24 protein-coding genes and 1 tRNA gene are annotated in these 23,683 nt (G+C 63.9%); 9 read left to right on the top strand and 16 right to left on the bottom strand.

Translation table 11 applies throughout. The features are described 5' to 3' along the window. Positions 1-136: 136 nt before the first annotated feature. Positions 137-1,309 (bottom strand): DUF8462 domain-containing protein, encoded by a 1,173-nt coding sequence (locus KME78_RS39610; RefSeq protein ID WP_443687877.1) that lies wholly within the window; start codon positions 1,307-1,309, stop codon positions 137-139. Positions 1,310-1,536: 227 nt separating this feature from the next. Here KME78_RS39610 and KME78_RS39605 point away from each other — a divergent pair, with 227 nt between their 5' ends. From KME78_RS39605 to KME78_RS39595, 3 genes are read left to right on the top strand one after another with little or no spacing between them, the layout of a single operon-like run. Next, entirely contained in the window at positions 1,537-2,022 is a 486-nt protein-coding gene (locus tag KME78_RS39605) for a SigE family RNA polymerase sigma factor (protein ID WP_219534612.1), read from the top strand. Continuing rightward, positions 2,019-3,326 carry a hypothetical protein gene (locus KME78_RS39600; RefSeq protein ID WP_219534611.1) on the top strand — a complete coding sequence of 436 codons (1,308 nt, stop codon included), beginning with the start codon at positions 2,019-2,021 and terminating at the stop codon, positions 3,324-3,326. Before KME78_RS39605 ends, KME78_RS39600 begins: the two co-directional genes overlap by 4 nt. 11 nt (positions 3,327-3,337) lie before the next feature. Further along, a complete protein-coding gene (locus KME78_RS39595; protein ID WP_219534610.1) occupies positions 3,338-3,811 on the top strand; it encodes a MaoC family dehydratase in 474 nt (157 codons plus the stop codon). Here KME78_RS39595 and KME78_RS39590 read toward each other — a convergent pair. From KME78_RS39590 to KME78_RS39560, 7 genes are all read right to left on the bottom strand, one after another. Further along, complete coding sequence (locus KME78_RS39590) at positions 3,795-4,028, bottom strand: hypothetical protein (protein WP_219534609.1); 234 nt, start codon at positions 4,026-4,028, stop codon at positions 3,795-3,797. The genes KME78_RS39595 and KME78_RS39590 overlap by 17 nt on opposite strands. Next, complete coding sequence (locus KME78_RS39585) at positions 4,025-5,563, bottom strand: radical SAM protein (RefSeq protein ID WP_246652846.1); 1,539 nt, start codon at positions 5,561-5,563, stop codon at positions 4,025-4,027. The genes KME78_RS39590 and KME78_RS39585 overlap by 4 nt, the downstream gene beginning before the upstream one ends. Continuing rightward, a complete protein-coding gene (locus tag KME78_RS39580) occupies positions 5,560-6,291 on the bottom strand; it encodes a prolipoprotein diacylglyceryl transferase (protein ID WP_219534608.1) in 732 nt (243 codons plus the stop codon). Before KME78_RS39580 ends, KME78_RS39585 begins: the two co-directional genes overlap by 4 nt. A 25-nt stretch (positions 6,292-6,316) precedes the next feature. Beyond that, a complete protein-coding gene (locus KME78_RS39575) occupies positions 6,317-6,739 on the bottom strand; it encodes a hypothetical protein (RefSeq protein WP_219534607.1) in 423 nt (140 codons plus the stop codon). Continuing rightward, on the bottom strand, positions 6,736-6,957 hold the full coding sequence (locus KME78_RS39570; RefSeq protein WP_219534606.1) for a hypothetical protein: 222 nt from the start codon (positions 6,955-6,957) through the stop codon (positions 6,736-6,738). The genes KME78_RS39575 and KME78_RS39570 overlap by 4 nt, the downstream gene beginning before the upstream one ends. 112 nt (positions 6,958-7,069) lie before the next feature. Beyond that, positions 7,070-7,696 (bottom strand): response regulator, encoded by a 627-nt coding sequence (locus tag KME78_RS39565; RefSeq protein ID WP_219534605.1) that lies wholly within the window; start codon positions 7,694-7,696, stop codon positions 7,070-7,072. A 3-nt stretch (positions 7,697-7,699) separates the two neighbouring features. Beyond that, positions 7,700-8,869 (bottom strand): sensor histidine kinase, encoded by a 1,170-nt coding sequence (locus KME78_RS39560; protein ID WP_219534604.1) that lies wholly within the window; start codon positions 8,867-8,869, stop codon positions 7,700-7,702. A 125-nt stretch (positions 8,870-8,994) separates the two neighbouring features. On the opposite strand from KME78_RS39560, the gene KME78_RS39555 reads away from it, so the two are divergent. The 4 genes from KME78_RS39555 to KME78_RS39540 all read left to right on the top strand — a co-directional run bounded on the left by KME78_RS39555 (position 8,995) and on the right by KME78_RS39540 (position 11,384). Further along, positions 8,995-9,540 carry a hypothetical protein gene (locus tag KME78_RS39555; RefSeq protein WP_219534603.1) on the top strand — a complete coding sequence of 182 codons (546 nt, stop codon included), beginning with the start codon at positions 8,995-8,997 and terminating at the stop codon, positions 9,538-9,540. Positions 9,541-9,597: 57 nt separating this feature from the next. Next, positions 9,598-9,670: transfer RNA gene (locus KME78_RS39550), tRNA-Arg, on the top strand. Positions 9,671-10,163: 493 nt separating this feature from the next. Then, complete coding sequence (locus KME78_RS39545; protein ID WP_219534602.1) at positions 10,164-10,904, top strand: helix-turn-helix domain-containing protein; 741 nt, start codon at positions 10,164-10,166, stop codon at positions 10,902-10,904. A gap of 3 nt (positions 10,905-10,907) precedes the next feature. Next, positions 10,908-11,384: an NUDIX hydrolase gene (locus KME78_RS39540; protein ID WP_219534601.1), complete on the top strand. Its 477-nt coding sequence runs from the start codon at positions 10,908-10,910 to the stop codon at positions 11,382-11,384. Here KME78_RS39540 and KME78_RS39535 read toward each other — a convergent pair. The 3 genes from KME78_RS39535 to KME78_RS39525 all read right to left on the bottom strand — a co-directional run bounded on the left by KME78_RS39535 (position 11,352) and on the right by KME78_RS39525 (position 12,827). Then, positions 11,352-11,918, bottom strand: coding sequence for an HD domain-containing protein (locus KME78_RS39535; RefSeq protein ID WP_308127301.1), 567 nt, complete (start codon positions 11,916-11,918; stop codon positions 11,352-11,354). The two genes, KME78_RS39540 and KME78_RS39535, sit on opposite strands and share 33 nt — an antisense overlap. Positions 11,919-12,016: 98 nt before the next feature. After that, positions 12,017-12,490, bottom strand: coding sequence for a GntR family transcriptional regulator (locus KME78_RS39530; protein WP_219534599.1), 474 nt, complete (start codon positions 12,488-12,490; stop codon positions 12,017-12,019). After that, the gene (locus tag KME78_RS39525; protein WP_219534598.1) at positions 12,474-12,827 is read right to left on the bottom strand and encodes a hypothetical protein; all 354 of its coding nucleotides are present in this window, start codon (positions 12,825-12,827) and stop codon (positions 12,474-12,476) included. Before KME78_RS39525 ends, KME78_RS39530 begins: the two co-directional genes overlap by 17 nt. A 155-nt stretch (positions 12,828-12,982) precedes the next feature. Between KME78_RS39525 and KME78_RS39520 the strand changes: the two genes are divergently transcribed. Next, a complete protein-coding gene (locus KME78_RS39520) occupies positions 12,983-13,717 on the top strand; it encodes an XRE family transcriptional regulator (protein WP_219534597.1) in 735 nt (244 codons plus the stop codon). A 162-nt stretch (positions 13,718-13,879) separates the two neighbouring features. Here the strand turns inward: KME78_RS39520 and KME78_RS39515 are convergent, their stop codons facing one another. Continuing rightward, entirely contained in the window at positions 13,880-14,425 is a 546-nt protein-coding gene (locus tag KME78_RS39515; protein WP_219534596.1) for a hypothetical protein, read from the bottom strand. A gap of 25 nt (positions 14,426-14,450) precedes the next feature. Then, entirely contained in the window at positions 14,451-15,302 is an 852-nt protein-coding gene (locus tag KME78_RS39510) for a DUF6731 family protein (protein WP_219534595.1), read from the bottom strand. A 1,024-nt stretch (positions 15,303-16,326) separates the two neighbouring features. Between KME78_RS39510 and KME78_RS39505 the strand changes: the two genes are divergently transcribed. Then, positions 16,327-17,607, top strand: a complete 1,281-nt coding sequence (locus tag KME78_RS39505; RefSeq protein ID WP_246652845.1) for an IS110 family RNA-guided transposase — start codon at positions 16,327-16,329, stop codon at positions 17,605-17,607. A 253-nt stretch (positions 17,608-17,860) separates the two neighbouring features. Here the strand turns inward: KME78_RS39505 and KME78_RS39500 are convergent, their stop codons facing one another. The 3 genes from KME78_RS39500 to KME78_RS39490 all read right to left on the bottom strand — a co-directional run bounded on the left by KME78_RS39500 (position 17,861) and on the right by KME78_RS39490 (position 22,647). Then, entirely contained in the window at positions 17,861-19,123 is a 1,263-nt protein-coding gene (locus tag KME78_RS39500) for a hypothetical protein (RefSeq protein ID WP_219534594.1), read from the bottom strand. Between the two features lie 178 nt (positions 19,124-19,301). Beyond that, positions 19,302-21,563 (bottom strand): ATP-binding protein, encoded by a 2,262-nt coding sequence (locus KME78_RS39495; RefSeq protein WP_219534593.1) that lies wholly within the window; start codon positions 21,561-21,563, stop codon positions 19,302-19,304. A gap of 115 nt (positions 21,564-21,678) precedes the next feature. Beyond that, positions 21,679-22,647: a DNA adenine methylase gene (locus KME78_RS39490; RefSeq protein ID WP_246652844.1), complete on the bottom strand. Its 969-nt coding sequence runs from the start codon at positions 22,645-22,647 to the stop codon at positions 21,679-21,681. Between the last annotated feature and the right edge of the window lie 1,036 nt (positions 22,648-23,683).

Below are 23,683 nucleotides of genomic sequence, written 5' to 3'. Positions count from 1 at the left end.
GCCGACATGCCGACCAGCCGAGCTCGCTCGACTTCGGTCAGATGGATCTCCAACGCCAGCGGTCCCGAATGCGCCATGCCCACAAGAATAGAAACTTATCCGGCGAATTTCAGGCGCATGACACTAGGGGTGTCGCCTAGATCGGTTGAGCACGCAGGAACCTCCCGAAATGCGGCACGGTGAACGCGATCAGACCGCGCTCAGCGCTGTAGATGAGCCCCTTCTTGATGAGGCTGTCGCGGGCGGGTGACAGGCTGGACGGCTTGCGCCCCAGCGCGTCGGCCACGTCGGCGGTGGCGACCGGCTCGTCGCCGATCTGCGCCATGGCGTGCATGTAGTCGCGCTCCGCCGGGGTGGCCCGCTCGTAGCGGCTGCCGAAGAAGCCCACCGCGAGCTCCTCCTCGGCCTCGGGCGCGGACACCTTGACGTCGTCGAGGGTGATCGGGCTGCGCGGCGCCAGATCCCAGGCGACCTTCCCGTACGCCTGGACGAAGTAGGGATAACCGTCGGCCGCCTCGTAAAGGGCGTCGAGGGCGTCCTGCGTGAACTCGACCTCTTCCTCCCGCGCCGGCAGCATCAGCGCGAGGTCGGCCGCGTCGCGGTCGAGCTTGTCGATGCGGGCGTAGCGGAAGAGCCGCTCGGAGTAGCTCTTGCTGGCCGACAGCACGCTCGGCAGGTGGGGCAGGCCAGCGCCGACCACGATCAGCGGCCCGCCGGACTGCGACAGCTCGTGGCAGGCGGCGCAGAGCGCCGAGACGTCGGCGGGCTGCACGTCCTGCATCTCGTCGATGAACAGCGCGATGCCGACGCCCAGATCGGTGGCCACGCTCGCGGCGTCGACGAACAGCTCGGTGAGGTCGATCTCGAGATCGCCGGAGTCGGCGCGGCCCCGGCTGGCCGGCACCTCGATCCCGGGCGACCAGTGCGAGGTGCCCTTGGCGGCGGCCGGGTCGCGCATCGCGAACGCCTTGAGCACGCCCAGGAACTGCTCGATGCGCTCCGGCGCGCGATGCCGGGGCGCCAGCTCACGGATCGCCATGTGCAGCGCGGCCGAGACGGGACGGCGGATCGACTGGTCGGGCCGGGCCTCGATCTTGCCCGTGCCCCACAGTCGCTGCATCGCCATGGACTTGAACGTGTTGAGGAGCACGGTCTTACCGACGCCGCGCAGGCCGGTGACGACCATGCTGCGCTCGGGACGGCCGCGGGCCACCCGCTCCAGCACGACCTCGAACTGCTGCAGCTCGCGGTCGCGCCCGGCGAGCTCCGGCGGACGCTGTCCGGCTCCGGGGGCGTAAGGATTGCGCACGGGGTCCACGCTCTCGGACTTTATTGCGGGATATAGCGGCCGTCTTAGATTTGGGAAGAAAGCGCTACGGCGTGTCCGAGCAGGGGCCGTCGCCAGTATCGTCATCGGACACACCCCCTCCCACCAGGCCGAACCCTTGTTCGAGTCGGTACCGAGAACTGTAGCGCGCACTCGAACACGTGCGCGATGGTTTCGAGTAAAGATCTTTGCAACAGAGCGGGCGGCTCATGCGTCCCGGTGATGTGGAGTTCGAGGAATTCGTCCGAGCCAGGGGTTCGGCCCTGATCAGATACGGCTACGTGCTCACCGGCAACGCCGAGGACGCCGCGGATCTGGTCCAGGAGTCGCTGCTCAAGCTGAGCGACAACTGGAGCCGGGTCCGCAACAAGGACAGCCCTGAGGCGTACGTACGCACGACCATGGCCCGCCAGCACGTCAGCTGGTGGCGCAGGCGACGCAGGGAGCACCTGACCGACGAGGTCCCCGAAGGCATCTACCACGACACGCATTCCTTCGGCGAGCTCTGGAAGGAGCTCGCGACGCTGCCCAGGAAGCAGCGGGTTGTGCTGGTCCTGCGCTACTACGAGGACCTGCCGGATGAGGAGATCGCCGCGATCCTCGGCATCTCACGGGGAACTGTGCGCAGCCAGGTGTACCGGGCGCTCGCCACGCTCCGGGTCCGGCCCGCTGTGCTGGAAAGGGGACGAGCATGAGGACAGAGAACGAACTGAGCGGCGCGCTGCGCGATGCGGCGAACCAGGCTCCCGACCTCGACCTGATCGCCGGGGTCGGCGAGCGCAGGCGGCGGCGGACCAGACGGCGCGCGCAACTGCTCGCGGCGGTCGCGGTGGTCGCGGTGGTGAGCACGAGTACGGTCGTCACCCGGGGGACCTTCTCCAGCGGGGGCGGAGAAGAGGCGGCCGCCGCGTCGACCACGACCAGGCCCCAGCCCGAGAAGACCATAACCTTGACTCCGAGACCGCGGACCGAGGCCACGGCCACGCCCCAGCCTAAGAAAACCATCACCGTGACTCCGAGTCCGAGACCGCAGACCCAGGCCACGGGAACGCCGGTCGAGAAGCTCTGGCCGCAGGCGCTCTTCCAGATGCCCGCGAAGAACGCCGACGGCTGGCCTTACCAGCCGATCATCGCCATCAACGCCACCGAGGTGCTGCTCGGCGCGGGGCCCTCCCCCGAGAAGGCCGGCAAGATCGAGGTGTACGACACCAAGATCGGGAAGTCCCGGGTGGTGACAGAGATCCCGACGACTCCGGGGCTGAAGCAGCCCTTCCAGGCGGCCGTCTCGACCGATGGCACGAATGTCGTCTGGTACACCAGCGGGCGTAAGGACGGGGCCTTGGCCGGCGAGCTCTGGTGGGCCCCGCTGGCCGGCGGCAAGGCCAAGCGGGCCGTCACGTTGACCGGCGCCGCCGCGGACATCGACGCCGTCGGGACGGACGGTAAGAGCATCGTCTGGTCGATGGGGAAGGGCGGCGTGTACCGCAAGTCGTTCACCGGCGGTGCTCCCCATCGCGTGCCTGAGACCGATGGGTTGCACCTGATCAGGTGGCCGTGGGCGGGAGATGCCGGCAACGTGTTCATCGAAGCTGACCGCAACCAGTCCAAGATCGTAAACTTGGCCGATGGGACCGTCACCAAGACTGTGATCAAGGATGGGATGAAAGGCTTGCGATGCGGGCGGGTCTGGTGCCGTGGCCGCCAGGGTGGCACTGCTTTCGTTCAGCGCCTCAACGGGACCGGATTCGTCAAGATCCCGGATCGTGGATTCATCGGGGGGCCCAGGCCGTACCCCGTCCTCGATCGCTTCCTGCCATCAGGCGAGAACGTCTTCGACCTGAACACCGGCAAGGTAGCGCGCATCAAGCGGCCCGGTGTCTGGATCCGCATCAACAGCTTGTCGGAGCCCAGCACGGTCCTCTACTGGGGCACCACGACGGGGGTGAACCCTGACAAGTACTGGGTGCTCAACTTGGCAGCCGTCCCGCCCGCGCAATAGCGTTCGGAGCCATGCGGACCTTCGCGAACGTACAGGAACTCAAGGCGGCCGTCGGCGAGAAGTTCGGCCCGACCGAGTGGCGCACGATCACTCAGGAGCAGGTCAATCTTTTCGCCGACGCGACCGACGACCACCAGTGGATCCACGTCGACGTGGAGCGGGCCAAGGAAGGGCCGTTCGGCGGCCCGATCGCGCATGGCTACCTCAGCCTGTCGCTGCTGCCCTCGTTCATGTTCGAGCTGGTGCGCGTCGAGGGCATCCAGATGGGCGTCAACTACGGCCTGAACAAGGTACGTTTCCCCAGGCCGGTGCCGGTAGGCGCGCGGGTCAGGGCGCTGGGCGAGCTGAGCGACGTCAAGGGCACGCCAGCCGGCTACCTGTCCAACCTGAAGATGACGATCGAGATCGAGGGCGAGAGGCGCCCGGCCTGCATCGCCGAGACGCTCAGCCTGTACATCCCCGACGGGTTCACCGCAGGGAATTGATGATCGCCGCCGCCGCGACGAGCGCCAGCAGCCCGAGATAGGCCAGTACGAGCCGGGTGTCCTTGAGCACGCACTTGCTCTGGGTCAGCCCGGCCCGGCGCGCCCTCCAGTACCCGGCGAACCCGAGGACCGCGAACCCCAGCACCGCCCACGGCCCCAGCAGCCAGGCCAGCAGCGCGACGGTCGCGTACACGCACAACCGGAGCGGATCCTTCACCTGATCACCTTGAGCTGGGTTGTGGCGACCGCCGACAGTCGTTGTCCCGAGAGCTGGGGCCACGCCTGAACCGCACAGAACGGCGCGCACTGGTCCTGCTCGGCCCGGGTGCCGACGTGCACGCAGCACTGCGTGAGCCGCTCCTCGATCATGGTCGAGATGTCCATGAACGGCTTTACCGTCACCCGCACCACCCGCTCACCGAGCAGCTTGCGGAGCCTCTTGCGCCGGCCGGGCAGCGCCGAAGAGGCCAGCGTGAGCAGCGTGGACACGCCGAGGTCGCAGTTCGCGCAGATGTCCCGCCACAGGTCGCCGATCTGCGGGTGTGACAGCGACGACTGCTCCGACAGCAGTCCGAGCAGCGATTCCTGTACGGCCAGCCGCAGCTCGCGGGGGATCTCGGTGTCGGCGATGCGGTTGGAGACCAGACCCAGGTTCGCCTTGAGCCGGTCGTGGCCGATCAGCGCGACCAGTGAACGCCACTGCTGCGCGTCGTCGCGGATCAGGTAGCCGACCGAGCAGCAGTGCGGGTGGGAGCAGGGCAGCGCGGTGAGGTCGCGCCAGGTCACCAGGCCGTCGGTCTGCGGGCCGAGCCGCTTGAGCACGCCGGTGTGGGTGAGGCGGTTCATCGGGTCGATCGGTCCAGATCTGCCGGAGCCGAACTGCGGCTGCAACGACACACCGCCGACGAACGGCGTGTCGAGCGCCAGCCGTACGACGTCGCCGATCTCCCCGTCGTTGACGCCGAGCGCGGCGGTCATCACCAACGTGGTGAAGATCTCCCGCTCCGACAGCCGTTGTACGGCCTGCGCCTTGAGGTGCCGCAGGTCGCCGCCCCGGTGGTGTTTGGACGCCTCGGCCGAGCTGCCGTCGTACTGGAGGTAGACCTCCACCCGTTCGCGGTGCTCGGTGAGGAGGTCGAGCAGGGCGTCGTCCCTGGCGATGAGGACGCCGTTGGTGTTGATCAGGATGCGGGTGACGGGGCGCTGGTGGAGCTCGGTGAGCAGCTGGGCCAGCTCGGGGTGGAGGGTGGGCTCGCCGCCGCTCAGCATGAGGACGTCGAGTCGGCCGTTCTCGCGGGCCAGGCGCTGGTCGACGTTCGCCAGGATGTCGGTGATGGGAACGATGCCGGTCAGGTCGGGGGAGCTGTCGGCGAAGCAGGTGGGGCAGCGTAGGTTGCAGGCTTCGGCGATGTCTTCGAGCAGGATGCAGGTGTGCTGGGTCTGCATCTCGGGCAGCCCTTGGAGATAGGCGGCGGGGACCGGCTGGAAGTTGCCGGAAATATCCGGCATGTGGTGCTTTGTAGGGGCGGTCCATTCCTCGAGATATGTCAGGATTTCTGGGTCTTCGTCGTAGAGAGTTCTGATGAGGCCGTGTTCGCGGCAGCCGCGCTCCAGCCAGACCCGCTCGTCGCGGACGGTCAGGTAGCCGCTCAGCCGTTCGACCCGCTCCAGGTCCTGGCCGTGGCAGTGGGGACAGAACGCGTTGACGTACCTGAGGATGCGGTCACCCCGCAGACCCATTCCGGTGCTCATGTCATGACTTTCCGCTTGAAGAGGGGATCGTAGTGGCCGCGCCGCCAGCCGTACCGCAGTCTCAGGGCGAGCAGTAGCAGGCCAGGGATCAGGAACCACTGCGGCCTGGTGAGATCGAGCCACCCGGTCTCGTTGGCGCGGGTGAACTCGACGAGGAAGCGGAAGACGGCGTACGCGGCCAGGTACAGCGTGAACAGCTCACCCGGCTCAGTGAGCCGCCTCCGCGCCCAGAGCAACGCGGCGAACACGGCCAGCTGAAAGATGATCTCGTAGATGAACGACGGGTGCATGGCCTGGCCGGTCAGGCAGCCGGGGCACTCGGGTGTCGTCGGGGGAGCGTGTACGCCCCAGGGCAGCTCGGTCGGCCGGCCCGGCGCCTCGGTCAGATGGCAGCCGATCCGGCCGACCGCCATGCCCAGCGCCACCGCCGGGGCGAACAGGTCGCCGGTGCGCTGTTTGTAGCCGATGATCCTCTTGGCGATCAGTACGCCTAGGTAGGCGCCGGTCAAGCCGCCGAGGATGCTCCGTGAGCCGTACAGCCAGAGGTCGGACAGGTTCAGCGTCTCCAGCCAGCCTGCCAGTCGCATCCCGATCGCGCCGCCGACCAGGGCACCGGTCACGGCCACCAGCGACTGCTCGTTCAGCGCGCCGCGGCGGCGGGCCTCGTGCACGAAGACCACGGACGCGACCAGCACCCCCAGGCCGACGAAGATCTCGTGGAGGGGCATGTCAGGTGTCTCGTGGAAGGGCATGTCAGGTGTACAGGTCCGGGCTGATGCCGGTGCAGATCCCGGCGGACAGGATCGACCACAGCGCCCAGCCGATCAGGAACCCCAGGCCCAGGCCGGTGGCCCATGGTCTGCGCAGGAACTGGAGACCCGCTCCGGCGGCCAGGCCGAGGAGGGCGAGGAAGATCGTGCAGGAGATGATGATGGGGTGGTTCGGGCCGTTCTGGTCGAGGGTGCTGATGAAGATCAGGATGCCCAGGATGGCGTTGACGATGCTGTAGGCGACCAGACCGGCGAACGCCAGCCCGATGATCAGCCCGATCGACTTGCCGCTGGACTTGCCGGTTTGCTCGGGCGACCCTCCGTCACTTCCATCCTCCAGCGTCGGGGCGTTTCCTCCGAGTGGTGGCGCCCCCTCGCCGGGGCCATCCGGTGGCGGTGCGGTCATGCGTACATGCCTGGATTCAGCCCCGTGCAGTAGCCGGCCGTGACGATCGAGGCGAGCGCCCATCCGATCATCAACCCCAGCCCCACCCCCAGCGTCCACGGCTTACGCAGCACCACGAGCACGATCCCCGCACCGAGCCCGACCACAGCCAGGAACCCCGCGCCCACCCCGATCGCGACCGCCGACTCCGCGCTCAAGGCGATCAGTCCGACGATCACATTGAGGACCCAGTAGCCAAAGGCCCCGGCGAACGCCAAGCCAACGATCAAGCCCGTCGGCCGCGGTGGCTGAGGAGGCGGGGGCGGCGATGGCATGGTCACGACCTTCAGACTAGCGGGGGCCTTCCGAGTAATAAATCGCCGCTTGCACCCGGCTTTTGAGACCCAGCTTGTTCAACACCCGGCTCACATGCGTCTTCGTGGTCGCCTCAGCCATGTCGAGCTCCCTGGCGATCTCGGCATTGGACAGCCCGCGCCCGACGCAGGCCAGCACCTCCTGCTCGCGCGGCGTCAACCCCTCCACCTGCTGCTCCTTGCGTACCGGCTGCTCGGCGAAGGCCGCGATCAACCGCCGCGTGACCGTGGGCGAGATCAGCCCATCACCCCTGGCCACCAGCCGCACCGCCGCGATCAGCGAATCCGCGTCGGTGTTCTTCACCAGAAACCCCGCCGCCCCAGCCCGCAACGCCCCGAACACATACTCATCCACATCGAACGTCGTCAAAATCAACACGTCGGCCACCCCGGCGAGCTCCCTGGTCGCCGAGATGCCGTCGAGCTTCGGCATCCGCACATCCATCAACACCACGTCGGGCCGGGTCTCGCGAGCCAACTCCACCGCCTGCTCACCGTCGGCGGCCTCCCCGACGACTTCGATGTCCGGCGCCCCACCGAGAATCAGCACCAGCCCCGCCCTGACGGCCGCATGATCGTCCGCGACCAGCACCTTGATCGTCATCCCTTACTTACCGCCCAAGCGTTCATGGACCTTGTCCCCAAGGTCCCTCGGTGTGGGCAGCGTGGCCCGGACCCGCCACGAACCCCCGTCCGCCCCAACCTCGAACGACCCCCCGACCAGCGCGGCCCGCTCCCTCATCCCGACGATCCCCGCCCCGGCGCCGGGCAGCCGAGCCGTACGCCCATCCACAGGGTTATCCACAGCCACCGTCACCTGCTCCGGCTCATAGACGACCTCGACCGCGACCGGCCGCCCGCCATGCTTGAGCGCATTGGTCAGCGCCTCCTGCAAGATCCGATATCCAGCCAGATCGACCGCCGGAGACAGCTCCCGCGCCTCGCCCTCAACACGTAGCTCAGCCGTCATCCCCGCCCGCTGCGACCGCTCGACCAGACGCTCCGCGTCGGCCAGCCGTGGCCGGGTGGCCTCGGGCTCGTCCCCTTCCTGCCGCAACAGCCCGATCATGTCCCGCATCTCGGCCAGCCCTTTCAGGCTGTTCTCCCGAACGGACTCCATGATCTTCCGTACGGCCGCCGCATCCAGATCCCTACGCGACAGCGCGCCCGTCGACTGAATGGCGATCGCGCTGAAGTGGTTGGCGATCATGTCATGCAGCTCCCGGGCCATCCGCGTACGCTCCGTCGAGATCGCCGCCTGCCGGTCGAGCTCGGCCAGCCGCGCCACCTGCTCGGCCCTGGCGCGTTCGGCCACGGCCTGGTCACGATGCTGGCGTAACACCATGGCCGTGGTCACCGGCGTGATCAACACGAGCCCCGCCTGAACCCCGATCACCGCCAGCGCCCGCCAGTCACGTGCCACGACCCCCGCCGCGGCCCCGGCCAACACCGCCAGCACAGAGGCGATCCCCAGCAACCACCGCGAGAACCGCGCCGGCCCATACAACGCCGCCGCATACACGTTGTCCGTAAAGATCAGGACAGTAGGCAACGACGGCCCGAAGAACAGATCAACACCAACCCCCACAGTCCCCAGGCCCAGCCCCACCAGCGGAGCCCGCGTCCGCACCACAACCGCCGAACACACGAACGCCAACGGCACCACAAGCCACCCCGCGGCCACCCCGCGATGACTGTAGGCTCCGCCCACGATCAGGAGCAGGCCCACGACGAAGGCCAGCCCGGCCCACGACGCCTCCCGTTTCATGTCCCCCATCCCACCACCATCCGGCCTCGATCAACTCCTTCGTGGGTCCGCCTGTGGATAAACACTTCGATGTATCCACAGGCTCGTCTTCACTGACGATGTGCCACGCAGAAGAGTCGAAAAGGATGGGATGCGTGATTGTCGCCATCCTGATCGGCTGCGAAGTCGGCTTCTGGCTCCTGCTCGGACTCGGCCTCGCCAGCCGCTACCTCTGGAACCGCCGCCGGCTCAGCACCGCCCTCCTCATCTGCGTACCGCTCCTGGACGTGATCCTCCTGGCGGCAGCCGTCATAGACATGCGCGGCGGCGCCACGGCCGACCTGAGGCACGGCCTGGCGGCCGCGTACCTGGCGTACTCCATCGTCTTCGGCCACAGCACGATCCGCTGGGCCGACGCCAAGTTCCGCCACCGCTTCGCCGACGGCTCACCTCCCCGGAAACCACCCGAGGGCGGCATGGCCCGGGCCCGCTACGAGTGGGGCTTCTGGCTCCGCATGGTCCTCGCGTACGCCATCGCCTGCGCTCTTCTGCTCGGCCTGGTCTGGCTCGTCAACGAACCGTCCCGCACGGGCGCACTGATCGATTTCATGTACGGCATGCTGAAGGTGCCGCTGATCGCCCTGCTCTGGCCGCTGAGCTACACCCTTTGGCCGAAGAAGGTGGGGTCTACTGGAACGTGATGGCGGTTTCTGGTTCGAGGCACGGCTCTGGACCCGCTATGCTGTTTTACGCAGCGAGCGGCCGTAGCTCAATGGATAGAGCATCTGACTACGGATCAGAAGGTTGGGGTTTCGAGTACCTCCGGCCGCACACACGTTGAAAGGCCCTCCGGGATCATCCGGGGGGCCTTTTTCGCGCCCACCCGTTACCCGATTCGGTGGTCGGCCGTCTGATGCCCGCCCCTCCACAGCGGGCCTCCGCTTCGCTCCGGGCGTTCTTCTGGGGGCGCCTTCGGCGCACAACGGGCTTCGCTTTCTGGGCGCTTCGCGCTTTCGGGGCTCAGGCGTTGCTTCCAGTCGGGCCAAAGCCCCGACCCCTGGAGGGCCTCGCTTCGCTCGGACGCCCTCCCCGGGCAGGCTCCGCCTGCGACGACCTTGCTTGACCTTGGCCCGCCTATGCATGGATAGCAGGTGCCAGCCCATGTCCGGCCGCCTGCCATCGCCAAGGGCCACGGACGATGCCGCGGAGCAGGGCATCTAACGCTGGGACGGAGAGTCGAGACGAGATCACTACACAACGGGACGTGTTCAAGACGTCCGGCCTACGATGTCCAGGTCCCCGGACGTCCCTCGGAGCGGGTGAGATGGCGAACGAACGGCTACGTGCGGCCCTTCTGCAGAAAGGCGTGCACATCGCCGATCTGGCCGAGGCGATCGAGGTCGCCCCCAAGACCGTCGAGCGGTGGGTCACCAAGGGGCGCGAGCCGTACCGAAAGCACCGCTTTGCCGCGGCTTCGTACCTGGGCGTGGACGAGGCGTACCTGTGGCCGGACGCGCTGACGCGTGAGCAGGTCGTCGCGGCGTCGGAGAGTGAGGTCCTCGCGATCTATCCGCACCGCTGGGCCGTCCCCCGGGATATCTGGGGACGGCTGTTCTCTGCGGCGTCCCAGGAGATCGGCGTCCTGGTCTACAGCGGCTTGTTTCTCGCCGATGACGGGGGCATGGTGCGCTTGTTCGCCGACAAGGCTCGCGCAGGGGTGAAGGTGCGCGTCCTGCTCGGCGATCCCGACTGTGCCGAGGTGGCCCAGCGGGGGAGCGACGAAGGCGTGGGGGAGAGCATGGCCGCGCAGATCCGCAGCGCTCTGGTCCTCTATCGGCCGATCACTGGCCTGGACAACGTCGAGATCAGGTTGCACCACACGGTGCTGTACAACTCGATCTACCGCGCCGACGACGAGTACCTGATCAACACGCACGTGTACGGCACCCGCGCCGGCAACGCGCCGGTCCTGCATCTGCGCCGGGTAGCAGGAGGGGACATGGTGGCGACCTACGCCGACAGCTACGAAAAGGTGTGGGCGCAGGCCAGGCCGGTAGAGTCCTGAGGCATGGCCCGCCGGATCGACTTCCATCACGACCCCGACGCGCCCGCGGCCAACAGCCTGGTCCCGTCGGTGAACGTCATCGTCACCAACGAGCGCGGCGAGGTGTTGATGATCCAGCGCTCCGACAACGACAACTGGGCTGTGCCCGGTGGGGCCATCGACCTGGGCGAGTCGCTGCCTCAGGCCGCGGTGCGGGAGACGCTGGAGGAGACCGGCATCAGGTGTGAGATCACCGGCCTGGTCGGCACGTACACCGATCCCGGACACGTGATCCTCTACACCTCCAACGGCGAGGCCCGCCAGGAGTTCTCCATCGTCCTGACCGGCCGCGCGATCTCCGGTTCCCCGACCCCGAGCACGGAATCTCGTGAGGTGCGGTGGGTGCCCCGCGATGAGGTCGCATCGTTGTCGATGGCAGCCTCGATGCGGATGCGGATCGAGCACTACCTATCCGGCACCGGCCTGCCCTACATCGGATAGCGCGGCCTCCACTGCGCGGACCGACGACACGATGCACGGGGTGGCGGCGGTGATCGACCGGCTCACGACATGGTCAGCCCCATAGCGGGAGTGGATCTCCGCCAGTCGGTCGCGCACGTCCAGGTGCCGGCCGTCCGGGTCGGTGGTCATATCGCAGTAGGTCAGCGCCCTGGCCAGGTCGGGCCGTTCCTGGTCGAACTCCTTGGCTAGAACGTCGAACAAGTCCCGTTGCCGGGCCTCGTTGTCCGCGCATGAGTGGTAGGCCACCAGGCGGCACAGCCGGTCGTCGGCCCTGGCCGTGTCGCGCAGGTAGCGGGCGCCGTCGAGCTGATGCATGCCGGTGTCGACAAGGTCGGGGGCGTAGCCGATGTCATGCAGCAAACAGGCGGTGATCAGGATGTCGGTGTCCGCGCCGAGGATTGGCGCCAGGGTCTCGGCCCGGTCGGCGACTGCCTGGGTGTGCGCCCAGCGCCGGGGCAATGCTGTCTGCAGCAGGTCTTTGGCCAGGCCGTATGCCCACTCGATATGTCCCACGTCGTTCACGATAGGCATCAAGCACGTGCGGGAATCCAGAGGGCGAGCCTAGACGTCCCCGGACGTCTTCCCACCCTCGCATTTCAGCGCCGGATGATTCAGAGCCGGACGAAGCGCCCACGCCCGTGCTCGGCTACGACCAGCCCTTCGCGTTCCAGGACGGACAGGGCCTGCCGCACCGTGTTGCGCGAGGCCGCGAAGCGTCGCCGTAGCTCGGCCTCGCTGGGCAGCGCGGCACCGGGGGCGAAGTCACCGCGTTCGATCTGCTCGCGCAGCTCTCCGGCGATCACCTGATAGCGGTACGGGACCGCCATACTCTCCCCAGACACCACCCTGCCCTTGGACGGGACGGTGACCAGGAGCCCTTCGTCCTCCAGGACCGCCAAGGCACGCCGTGCCGTGTTGCGCGCCACCCCGAACGTCCGGCACAGCTCCGCCTCAGAGGGCAGCACACTGCCCGGCCCGAAGTCGCCCGACCGGATCCACTCGCGCAGCCGGTCGGCGATCTGCGGGTAGACCCGACCACCGGTCACCCATCGGCCCGTGGCCACCGGGTCAGCCGCGGTAGGCATCGAGGATCTTGTTCAGATCGACGCTAAGCTCACCCTGCTCTCCCTCACGCCACCCCTCCCGAACGGCCCGCTCGATCCGGTCCACGGCGCCGTCCATCTGCAGGAACGACACCCGCTCGTCGTCCTGGTCACCCCAGTAGAACCAGCAGAACGGCAGGTGCACGAACACCCGCCGCATCCGGCACCGGCTATCGGTCACATCCAAGGCTGGCCGCCCGTTCTCCGCGACAATGAGCACGGTCGTGACAGCCCGACTGGTGAGGTGCTCGCCCAGCGCGGTCAGCAGCCGCTCCGCGTAGGCCCGCTGCCGCTCCTTGATGGTCTTGCTCGTCTGCACCCTCGTCCTCCCTGACGTCCGTACGGGGTTCGTCGTGTGCGTCGAGATTCGCCCCGCAGCCGGGGGCGGGAACACCGCAACTCGGGGACGTCTAGGGACGTCTGATGTTAACGTCGCAGGGCAGGGTCATCTTGCGAGAGGAGTAGGCCGGTCCCATGAACGACAACCTCCGCTACGCACTGGCCACAGCCCGGCTCAACACCACCGACGTCGCCGCCGCACTGGCCGTCGACCCCAAGACCGTGAGCCGATGGCTCCAAGGCCGCATCCCCTACCCACGCCACCGATGGGCCGTCGCCGACCTCCTCCACGTCGACGAAGCTGACCTCTGGCCCGAGATCGCGTCACGTCACCAAGCACTCGCCGACGGCGTGCAAGCGATCTACCCCCACCGCTGGGCCATCCCTCAGACCGTCTGGCGCAACCTCTTCAATGGAGCCAACGACGAGATCGGCATCCTCGCCTACAGCGCACTCTTCCTCGCCGAAGACCGCGGACTCCTCGACATCATCACCACCCGCGCCCAGGTCGGCGTCGAAATTCGCATCCTCCTGGGCGACCCCGAAGGACGGGAAGTGGCCACGCGCGGAGCCGATGAAGGAATCGGGGCCACGGTGATGGCAGCCAGGGTCAAGAATGCGCTCACGCTGTATCGAGGGCTGCTCGGTGTTCAAGGTGTCGAGATCCGGCTTCACCACACGATGCTCTACAACTCCATCTACCGCGCGGACGATCAGCTTCTCGTCAACGCCCACGCCTTCGGGACACCAGCCGCCAACGCACCCGTCATGCACCTACGCCACACTGACGATCGAGGGCCGGCAGTCACCTACCTCACCAGCTTCGAACGCATTTGGACCACCGCCGAGCCCTACCGCCAACTGCCCTAAGTCACCTGTGGACAGCACAGAAAGCAACTTATCTACACGTCATCAAGCCGCCGCCCGATGGGCGGCGGGCGGCCGGGCGGTCCGGGGGGGCATGCGGCCTCTCCGGGCCGGTCCCGCCCGGCCACCCCGCCGCACCATCGAATGGCGCTGGGCGGGCCAGATTCAGTGGGCATGATCGCGCTTGATCATGATCTCACGATCACTCGTCTCACGAACCAGGCTATCTTCAACGTCGATCATCGCCAGCTGGTAAAAGATATAAATCATTCTGGCAAGTTGTATTATGGTGAGAAAAACTGCAGCGAGAACGAGCCACCGCGAGAAATTATAGTCCGCCATGCCGGACTTCGAATCTCTGTCTGTCACTTTGGCAAGTACAATTGCTATGGAACAAAACCATGGTGATGCAAGGGCGGCCAGCCAGATGCGGATCAGGTGTGACCCTATGAGCTTCTTGGCTTGCTTAATTTTCGGACTATTCAGCGCGAAATAGATAGCGAATGTTGCTCCACCGAATGCTGCAAATATAGCGGTGACTTGAACTAGATCGGTGTACACGCTACGGCGGTCGACTAATGCAAGACGGCCAAGTAGATCAACGCCGCTTGCAGGGGTGACACGCCACCACAGAAAGCCCGCAACCGCGAGGCATAGTGGCGCGTCTATCCACCACCACTGAACCGCTCTGTTCCTTAGCCATACACCCATACTAGGAGCCTACGCCACGGCACCGTCAAAAAGTGGCAGCCTGGTAAGCTGCGCGTATGTCCTCGTAGAGCTTGTCGTAGGCGTCGGCAAGGGATTGGGCAGCAGAGAGCTCTGTAGGCTGGTTCGTCCGGGCGTCGAGGTCGACATCAACTGAAGTCGTAACTGCCTCGGAGAGAAAGTCATACATCTTGGCGCGGCCATCCTCCAGGCTGCGATAGTTTATCTGCGCTTTTTCAACGTAAGATAGACCCGAGCCTTCGACGAGAGACCTCACGTCTTGGAGCACCTGTTCCGATGTATCGCTTGGCCCTTTGGGAGACATTTTCAGTGAAACTTCGATGCCTACACTTCCTAGACGGCGCCGAAGAATATCTAGAGGCTCGGCAATGAGTCTGCTGGAAGAAAAGACCTCGGCAACAACATCCGGCCCTACTTCGATGTGAAGCTTCGTTAGCGTTCTGACGTTATGCAGTGCTCGCAGCGCATTTCTGTCTACAAGAGAAGATATCTCAATAGGCTCGCTAGTGAGCCTATTGACATAATCTCGAAAGGAAGCGGGGCCTGGCGCGGATCCGTCGTTTCTCATGATGGCGAGGATATTGTTGTCGAATATAGAATAAAAGGCTGGTTCCGCGAGAGTTTCGTCGTCCTCAAGTATAAGCGGACGGTAGTTACGCCGACGCTCTATGCGAACGCTCGGAGCCCGGTTGATGCGATCCAAGATGACTAGGGGTACTTCCGGCTTTGCTCCGGCACCGCGAGACACTTCGTGTGTAGACCCAAGAATCTCCATCCTGGCGATCTTTACGTACGCCGCATGATCTGGAAGCTCAGAGATCGCTGCCCTTAGCTCCTCGAAGGGGAAAGGCTTCACCATGCGTTCTCTTTGTGCACTGATGATCTCGTAGAAGCGAACTGTTCGCTGTGCCATGCTTTGCCTCCGCTTGGGTATGGAGCCACGGTAGCGCATTGAGCACGACGAGACGTCTTGGGAAGGAAGACCTAATTTAGATCTTGATATCTTCCGATGCCCGTAGGTGGTAAGTCCTGTCTGGTAGCAATTGTTCCCATATGTATTATTTTGTTCGGGCATAGCTGTGCATCAGGTGGCTTGCTAGCGGACGGCGGACCTCTCCAGCGTTCACGGGAGACGAGGCGCCGGACGCATTCTCATGCAGCACCGCCGCAACACTCGCCAATGTCCATGGGCAAAGATGGAGGATCGGCCAGACCCGCCTCAGTACGCCACCCGCGGGACCGGGGAAGAGGCCAGCGTCCGCGTCTTCTCTAACCCGCGCCAGCACGACAGTGAGACCTACCAGTGGCACGTGGTGATGCTCCTCGCCGGTCCGGTCAGCGGTCGGCCGGAAGGCGCTGGCAAGGCGCGCGCGGCACGCGATGTCCACTGGGTCCAGCAGAAACGCCCTGCACTCGTTGGACATTTAACCAACGCAGTAACGGTAGCTCACGGATTCCCCGCAGAGGATCGTACCGGCATATCGACAGAACGAACCGACCACAAGGTCAAAGGTTGCAGGCCTGCCGCACCGCTTCCGGTGCTAATGACGGTGGGGCAGGTCACGTCCCGTCGGCCGGGGGCCGCGTGGGATGCCTACTTCCGGTGCAGGATCTTTGAGATCTTTCCGCCCGAGACCGGCGCTTTTGGCCAACCGGCCCGCGGGGCGTGACCGCCTCTGGTAGAGCGGAATCGAGGGCCGCTCGCGCAGGGGTATCCCTCTTCATGTCGTGGGCTGTCAGCTCTCAGCAAGGCCGGGACTGCGCGGGTTGCCGAGGTCAGTAGACGGCTCATCGGATGGTAGACGGGCAAGTCTTGTCATTAGCACGCCGCATGATCTCGGTGAGGGCCTCTGTGAGCTGCATCAGCGGACGGAGGGGACGTCATGAAGGTCTACTGCGGCATCGACTGGGCTGAGAAACACCACGACATCGCCCTGGTCGACGAGGCGGGCACGGTGATCGCCCAGCGACGCATCGCCGAGTCACCTCAGGGCTATGAGGAATTGCTGACCCTGCTGGCCGAGGCCGGCGACAGCGCCGAGGCACCTGTTCCGGTGGCCATCGAGACCCCGCGCGGCCTGCTGGTCGCCCAGCTCCGCGCGAGTGGCCGGCGGGTCTTCGCCATCAACCCGCTCAGCGCCTCGCGCTACCGCGACCGGCACTCGGTCTCCCGCAAGAAGTCCGACCGGCAAGACGCCGTCGTCCTGGCCAACATCCTGCGCACCGACATGGCACTGCACCGGTCGTTGCCCGCCGACAGCCATCAGGCCCAGGCCATCGCGCTGCTGGCGCGCGGCCACCAGGACGCCGTCTGGCGCATCCACCGGGTTGGCAACGAGCTGCGCTCGCTGCTGCGCGAGTACCACCCGGCCTTCTTGACGCTGTTCGCCGGACAGGAAGGCGGCATCACCTGCCGCGAAGCCCGCGCCGTGCTCAAGGTCGCCCCCACACCCGCCGCGGCGCGCCTGCTCAGCATCGCCGAGTTGCGGGCCGTGCTGAAGAGCTGCGGCCGCATCTACCACCTGCAAGCCTGGGCCGAACGCCTGCACGCCGGCTTCCAAGTCGACCAGCTGCGCCAACCGACCTTTATCGAGGAGGCGATGGGCCAGCAGGCGCTGGCGTTACTGGCTGTTCTCGATGCCGCCTGCCAAGCCGCCGCCGACCTGCACCAGGCCACCGTCACAGCCTTCCGCGACCACCCCGACCACGACATCGTCACCAGCTTCCCCGGCCTGGGCGAGCTGACGGGCGCCCGGCTGTTCGCCGAGATCGGCGATGACCGCACCCGCTTCGCCGACGCCCGCGCGCTCAAGGCCTACGCCGGAGCCGCCCCGATCACCCGCGCCAGCGGACGCAGCCGGGCCGTCGTCCATCGCCGGGTCAAGAACCGCCGCCTGGCCGCCGTCGGCTACATCTGGGCCTTCGCCAGCCTGACCGCCTCACCCGGCGCCCGTGTCCATTACGACCGGCGCAAAGAACACGGCGATCGACACTCCGCCGCACTGCGCAACCTCTACAACCGCTTCCTCAGCTGCCTGTTCCACTGCCTGACCACCCGCCAGCCCTACAGCGAACACTTCGCCTTTCCCACCACAGACCCTGGGGGCTCCACCGCCCCCAGACCCCCGCGAACCGCGGCAGCCGTCGACGCCCAATCTCGCTAATCACAACTCACCGCAGCGTCGACGGCCACCACGGACCGAGCACGCTTGACACCGCCGCCGATCGGATGTCTCGGGCCTAGCGGCCCTGCGCTCCGGGTCGGTTTGCCACCGGAAATGCACGTGCTGTGCGTCATTATGCAGAACGACTTGGCGAAGATCCTACGCGAACTACCTGGGTTTGGACGCTCAGCCGCTGAAATATAAATACGAGCTATATCACTGCGGCTCGTTAATGGAGACGCTGCTTTGCTAATCACGATTCGCGTTTGGCGATCGCCTGCTCAGTAAGGACACGCAGCACGCGATCGGCGTTGGCGAGCGGGTAGGCAGCCCAATTGTGTGCCAACGATACCGGGATCACTGCATCGTCGTACAGTCGACTCCCCATCCGGTCCAAGACTTCGAAAGTCCGCTTCAGAGTGGGAAATCTTGAAGGAAGATCATAATCGCTGTCTTCCCCCTTGGTGTAGGCCAGGCCTTCAGACGGAGGAACTGTAATGACCAGGAGCTGTCCATCCGCTGCATGGTAGAAGAATTTCCTACCATAGTAGGTCTCTGTGAGACTCTGGACACGAAGAATCTCTTCCATGTAGCGGTCATCCAAGCGCATAAAAGACCGTCGCGGGACAGGGGCCGGACGTTCTTCAGTCAACGCACTTCGCTGAATACCTTTGAAATGTTCTACCGGATAGCCACTTTTCGCGATTCCCAGGACAACAGGAGGCCTCTGCCCCCGCTCTCTACAGCGTTCCCATAGTGCCTGCCAGCACCCAAGAAGACCACGAAAGATACGGGCGCTGTTCCCGAAGACTGCAAGGTCGCCGTCATAGAGAAACGCCGTTTGAGGAAGTAGTCGAGGATAAAGCTGTTCGAAGCTCAAAGCTACGCCGACGAGCACCAAATGCTCGATGATGTCACGAGTTCGACCCAATACCTCACCGTTGGTTGCATCCGGACGAAACTCTTCGTAGACGCGAAATGTGTCCGTGGGCCAGAGAATCTTGTGACATGAAGGACAGCGTCCGGGCTTCTTCATGGGCGCACACAATCTTGCGCGCCTTGCAGTTATCGTATCATTCAGTGAGCACCCATGATTCGGGCACTTCGGCAGAAGTATTTCACCGCGCTGGGCCGCTTCCGAATCTCGAGGGAGTCCGTATCTCTGCACCTCCGCGAGAACATCAAGGAGATTTCTATTTTGTACCTGTGTAGTAGAAAAAAGGTCGTACAGCTCGGCCCGGAATGCTTCGAAAGGATCGCTGAGCTGGTCGTGTTCTAGATAAGAGCCTGGCAAGAAGCCGGAGACTACTGAAGCCTCCATGGCTTCCGCAATGCGGCTGGGACTTACGAATGGGCCTGTGTGTGTCTGCATATGTTGGAGATCAATAAAAACGCCAGCGATCTGCAGATAGAGGACACGTGTCGAAGGATACTTGTCGAAGGCTTCTTCGTACTCGTGGCTGGAGCCGTCAACGGCGACAACGTAACGAACTTGAGGAGTCGCAGGCTGGTCCAAGTCGTCAGCAGAGCCAACCAGCTCTCTGATTCGGCTAAGGTCAAGACCGATTTCAGGTCGACGGTAGTGGGCGAGTCGTTCACGGATTCGTTCATTATCTACTGTAGGCCCATGGCCCATTGTGGAGGCCTTCTCGTAGCGAATTGCTCCGCCTGGAGGTCGGATGCTGTAGGGCATATCAGTATGCCTCATCGTCGAAGAGAGAAGCAGGAAGAGAGTGGTCGGTTAGTGTCAGTGAGTGGTTAGCATTAAACTGATCGAACATTTCATCCGGGTCAGGGCAATCCTCATAGGAGTCTGCCTCTATTCCGGCTTCAGGGGCGAAATCAGTGCTCGCAACGGTAGGGGGAAGGCCGCATTCTTTTCGAACATTATTAACCATGTCGAGGTCGAACTTGGCGACTTGGACGGGAAGAGTGTAGGGAGAAGAATCAGTGCGAAGCCGCACGAATCCTCGATTGTCGGCGGTAAGAATCTGGTCGGCGAAGTCGCTGAAGTCATAGTAATTAGCTAGCTTCTTTGTCTCGCTAGCGTTGTTCATATAGGCACAGACCCAGTTAGCAGTGTTCGAAAGGATCATTTCATCGACACTGGAGACCTCCTGCGTCGCGTAGATCATCCCAATCTTGTACTTGGCGGCCTCCTTGGCGAGCCGAACGTATGGATCGTTACTGCTGGCTGCCTTATTGAACTTGTCACGGTCTAGCAGTCGATGTGCCTCTTCGAGGAAGACCTGCATCGGACGAGGCGGCTTTCCATCCCGAAACCGCTGAGAGGCGCGGCTGATGATTTCGTTGATCACGCGCTCGGCACAGGTCTGCAGGACCTGTTCGGAGCCGCGCGACAGGTCGACAATAACCAGGCGTCCTCGTGCGAGATCCGCATAGATAGCGGGCGCGAAGTCGGCTCGGGAATCGGACCCGTGATACGGCCTGATGCCGCGGAGTTCCTTATATCCATTGGCTCGCCCACTTGTTGCGAGCATTCCGACCATGCCGTCGATACTCGGGTCGCCGTGCCCCCCGATGGAGGAGTCGGATATCCACATCTTTACGGCTTCGACATTACCCTTGTTCTTGACCGACGCCGCACCAGCGGTCCGTGCAATAATTAAGCTTGCCCTCTTTAGCTGGTCAGCGTTCACGCGAATTACGTCAGATCCAGGAAGGTCGATAAGGTCTCGCGTTTTTTCGTTCGTTGGCAGTTCGCATGTCCAGCCCTGAGGTGGTTCCAGTCCAGCATGAAGGAGAATGGCATAGTACATTGACTGGACGGCCCGGAGTCGATTTTGGTCTCCCCGATCCTCTGTTCCGCTGGGGAGGCGTGTGGGGTCGCATGACAGAAAGTTTTGTATATATTTTCGATTGTCGCCTGCAAAAAATGACTCGATCAGGCTCCAACAGCCGTTGAGCTGCTTCTCGTCGAAGAAGTTGAGAGAAAGTGGGCGGATCTTGCGGCTGCGATCCGCGTTAGTGGCTCCCAAGCGGTATATGCGGATGTTGTCGCCTAGTTGAGATAGTGCTGTCCCATCCTGGCGGTTCGCGTAAGCATACTCTCCGGCCGGATCGAAAATGAGCTGGCCTACTGGTATTCCGGTCTTATGAGCGTAGAGATGAACGGCGGAAGCTAGGACTTTCATAGTGTTTGATTTGCCGGCGCGGGTCATGCCAAAGACAGCCGTCTTGTGCGCAACGAAGTCTTTGGGACGCACTCGAACATCAACCTCGGTCGTCCTCTGCTGGACGCGTGCAATTCGCTCTCGCCGACGAGCGGATGCATAGCGGAGCTTCCCGATGACGATCGTTGCGTCGGTGTCAGGTAGGTCCGCGTTTGCAGCATCATCGCCCTGCTGTTCGTTCTCGCGCTCTCCCATGGGAAGTTCCACGTGGTCGACTACCAACTGCAGGCTAGAACCGTGCGGTTTTGCGACGATGTATCCCGCTGAAGCATAGACAGCATCCACATCTTTACCGAAGACGAGATCGCCCTTCTCATCCTCCACGAAAGTTCCCAGGATGCGGCACCGGAATGCGGCTTGCTGCATAAGGTTGCGCGTCAACACATCGGCAGGAGCATCCCTCTGGCCGTCCTCACGGTAGTGATTGGTGATCGTGCGATCTGTGTCCTCGGCTCGCAGGCGCGTGAGATCGGACTGGTTCGGGAGAGAGGTCTCGCGAATAACTCTCAACAAGATGATCTCTCGATCCTCAGGCATCACGCTCGCGGCCTGCATTGGAGAGTCCAGACCGCGAGGGTAGGCCAGGAGTAGACAGTGCTGGGGAACGCCGTGTGCGCCATGGAGCCACTCGTCATTGGTCAGGACACTGGCCTCGCGATACCCGAAGTCGAAGATCCCGCCGACCTTGACAGACTCTCGCAGAAGCTCGATAAGTGCAGATTGTTCGGCTCCGGCCCCGGAGCCGAGCATGACCGCTGACATGGTTCTCCCTTGCGACACTTACACGTACCAACACGGGGATCTGGTGCTGCTAGCCATCCTGCCAAGGACGACTGACAAGCGACTAGGCTTGGCATCATAGATACCTTCGAGTCGCTCAGGTGGCATTAACGTGTTCCGAGGGCACATCGGCGAGATTCGTGATGATCAGTTCGGTGGCACCGCGCTTCTCGTGCCGGTTGCAGTACAGGAGGTCGGCGGTGTGGAGCCGAGGCTTTCCCACGGGCACTAGATCGCTGTGCCCTCCACCGCCGGCCTGGACGGAGGCCCGGTAGAGATCGACGATTTCTTCATGGTAGTCGTACGAAAGTGCCCAAGGTGCTTGTAAACCGATGAGCAACTTGGCCAGCCTCTTGTGGTCGGCATGTCCAAAGGCCTTGCGGTAAAGACGTTCGCCTTTCTCCCAGAAAGGCGGGTCGAAATAATATAGCCGCTGCGTTTGAGAGTACGTCTCCTCAACCCAACGTACTGTGGCCCGTACATCAGTACGGCGTACGGCAGCGATCCGGCCGTCAGCGGCAAGCTCCCCAAGCTGACGGAGGCGGTGGATGATCTCATCCTTGTAGAATCTACAGTCAATCTTGTACTTGCTTTGTTGTTTCTGGCCCCCAATGGGCCCAGCTCTACCCTGCAGGATTCCCGAATAGCTGGTTCGGTTGAGGAAGAGGCAGGCGTACGCTTTCTCTCGGAGGGTCTTTCCTGGTGCTGCCCTAAGTTTGTGCCATTCCGCCAGCGTTACATCTGCGGCTGCGATATCAGCTACGAGTTGTTCCGTTCTGAAGCACGCCTGATGCCAGAAGGCGTAGACCAGTGGATCTAGGTCTGCTAGGACCACGCGTTCGACGAGACCTGCGGCTAGGAGATGGAGTGATACAGCTGCGCCTCCTGCAAAAGGTTCGATGAACAGGTCCAAAGGGGACTTACCGTTCAGCTTCAGTAGATCTACGAAGAATGGTACGAGCTGTCGTTTGCCTCCAGGGTAGCGCAGCGGACTTCGCAATTCTGCGTTCCTCCCGACCCGTGGTCGAGGGGCATCTACAGGCCGAGTTTGATCGTCTATGGCCATAGATGGCTAGCCACCGCCTGACGGAGCTGGATTGACAGGGACAGAGGAGAGCACCGGTCGACCTCCTCTAGCCTTATTGTTGAGGTAATTGCAACAGTAACTGTAGTGATTTTAACCCAGTTCCGCACTCGGGACATTTAACGATGTTGCAACTGCTACGCGACCGGGGCCCTGACCTAAGGTGGGTCGGGTGTCCGTCTTAAGCTAACCAGCCGTTCGGGCCCACTGCTATGACTCTCCTTTGTCGAGGGCTTGCAGGCGGGTGTTGGACCTCATACACCGCCAGTGCGACCACGACGCGTGACGAACGTCGGCCATCGCTCCGGCCACGCCGGGGCTCCTAGCGATGAGTGGGACGAGCGTGCGCGGCAGGGGCATATGCCCGTCTCGGGAGGCAGCAAGGAATCGGCGTTCTCCAGGGAGGGATCCTTCAACCAGGTGATGGCGAGGCTGACCTTGTCCCGAGGGATCAGCTCTTCGTAGCTGAACGGGCGGGACCGCTCCGACTCGATCCGGTTTGAACACGGCTCGTCCGGCCCGTAGCACTTGACGAAGTCATCCAGGTGCTCGCGCCGGAGCGAACGCGCGCCAAGGTGCACGGCTCGGACCCTACACAACCTTCCGCCCGCCGTACACAGAATGCCGGTCGACTGATATTGATTCGCTTGGTTGACGCCATATCCGGCCGCCGCCAAACGCCTGGACGCGGCCCGAGGCGCTACCATCGGTCTTCGCAAGACCGTACCGATCATGGACGCTCGTGGTTGCGCAGGTTCCTGCAACGAGGGCAGGCCTTGCCCCAGGGGAGTCGCTCGTCCGCAAGCAGGGCACATGAGGGTGTGAGACAGCCGGATACGGCAAGAAGGGGTGAGGGGCCGAACTGCAGGTCAGAAGGCGCCCCGTGACGTCGGCCCAGATCTCAGCCGGTGCCCTTGCTGAAGTGCTGGTAGTCCCATGCCGTTCGGAAGGACACAGAGGATGCCGCTGGCATCCGATTGGATGAGCTCATGACTGCTCATGATGTGGCCCGGCTGCT

This window comes from Nonomuraea guangzhouensis, from assembly GCF_019396345.1.
GTDB classification, from domain to species: Bacteria; Actinomycetota; Actinomycetes; order Streptosporangiales; family Streptosporangiaceae; genus Nonomuraea; species Nonomuraea guangzhouensis.
The sequence above is the reverse complement of the archived record's forward strand: the minus strand, read 5'-3'. Positions and strand labels throughout refer to the sequence as shown.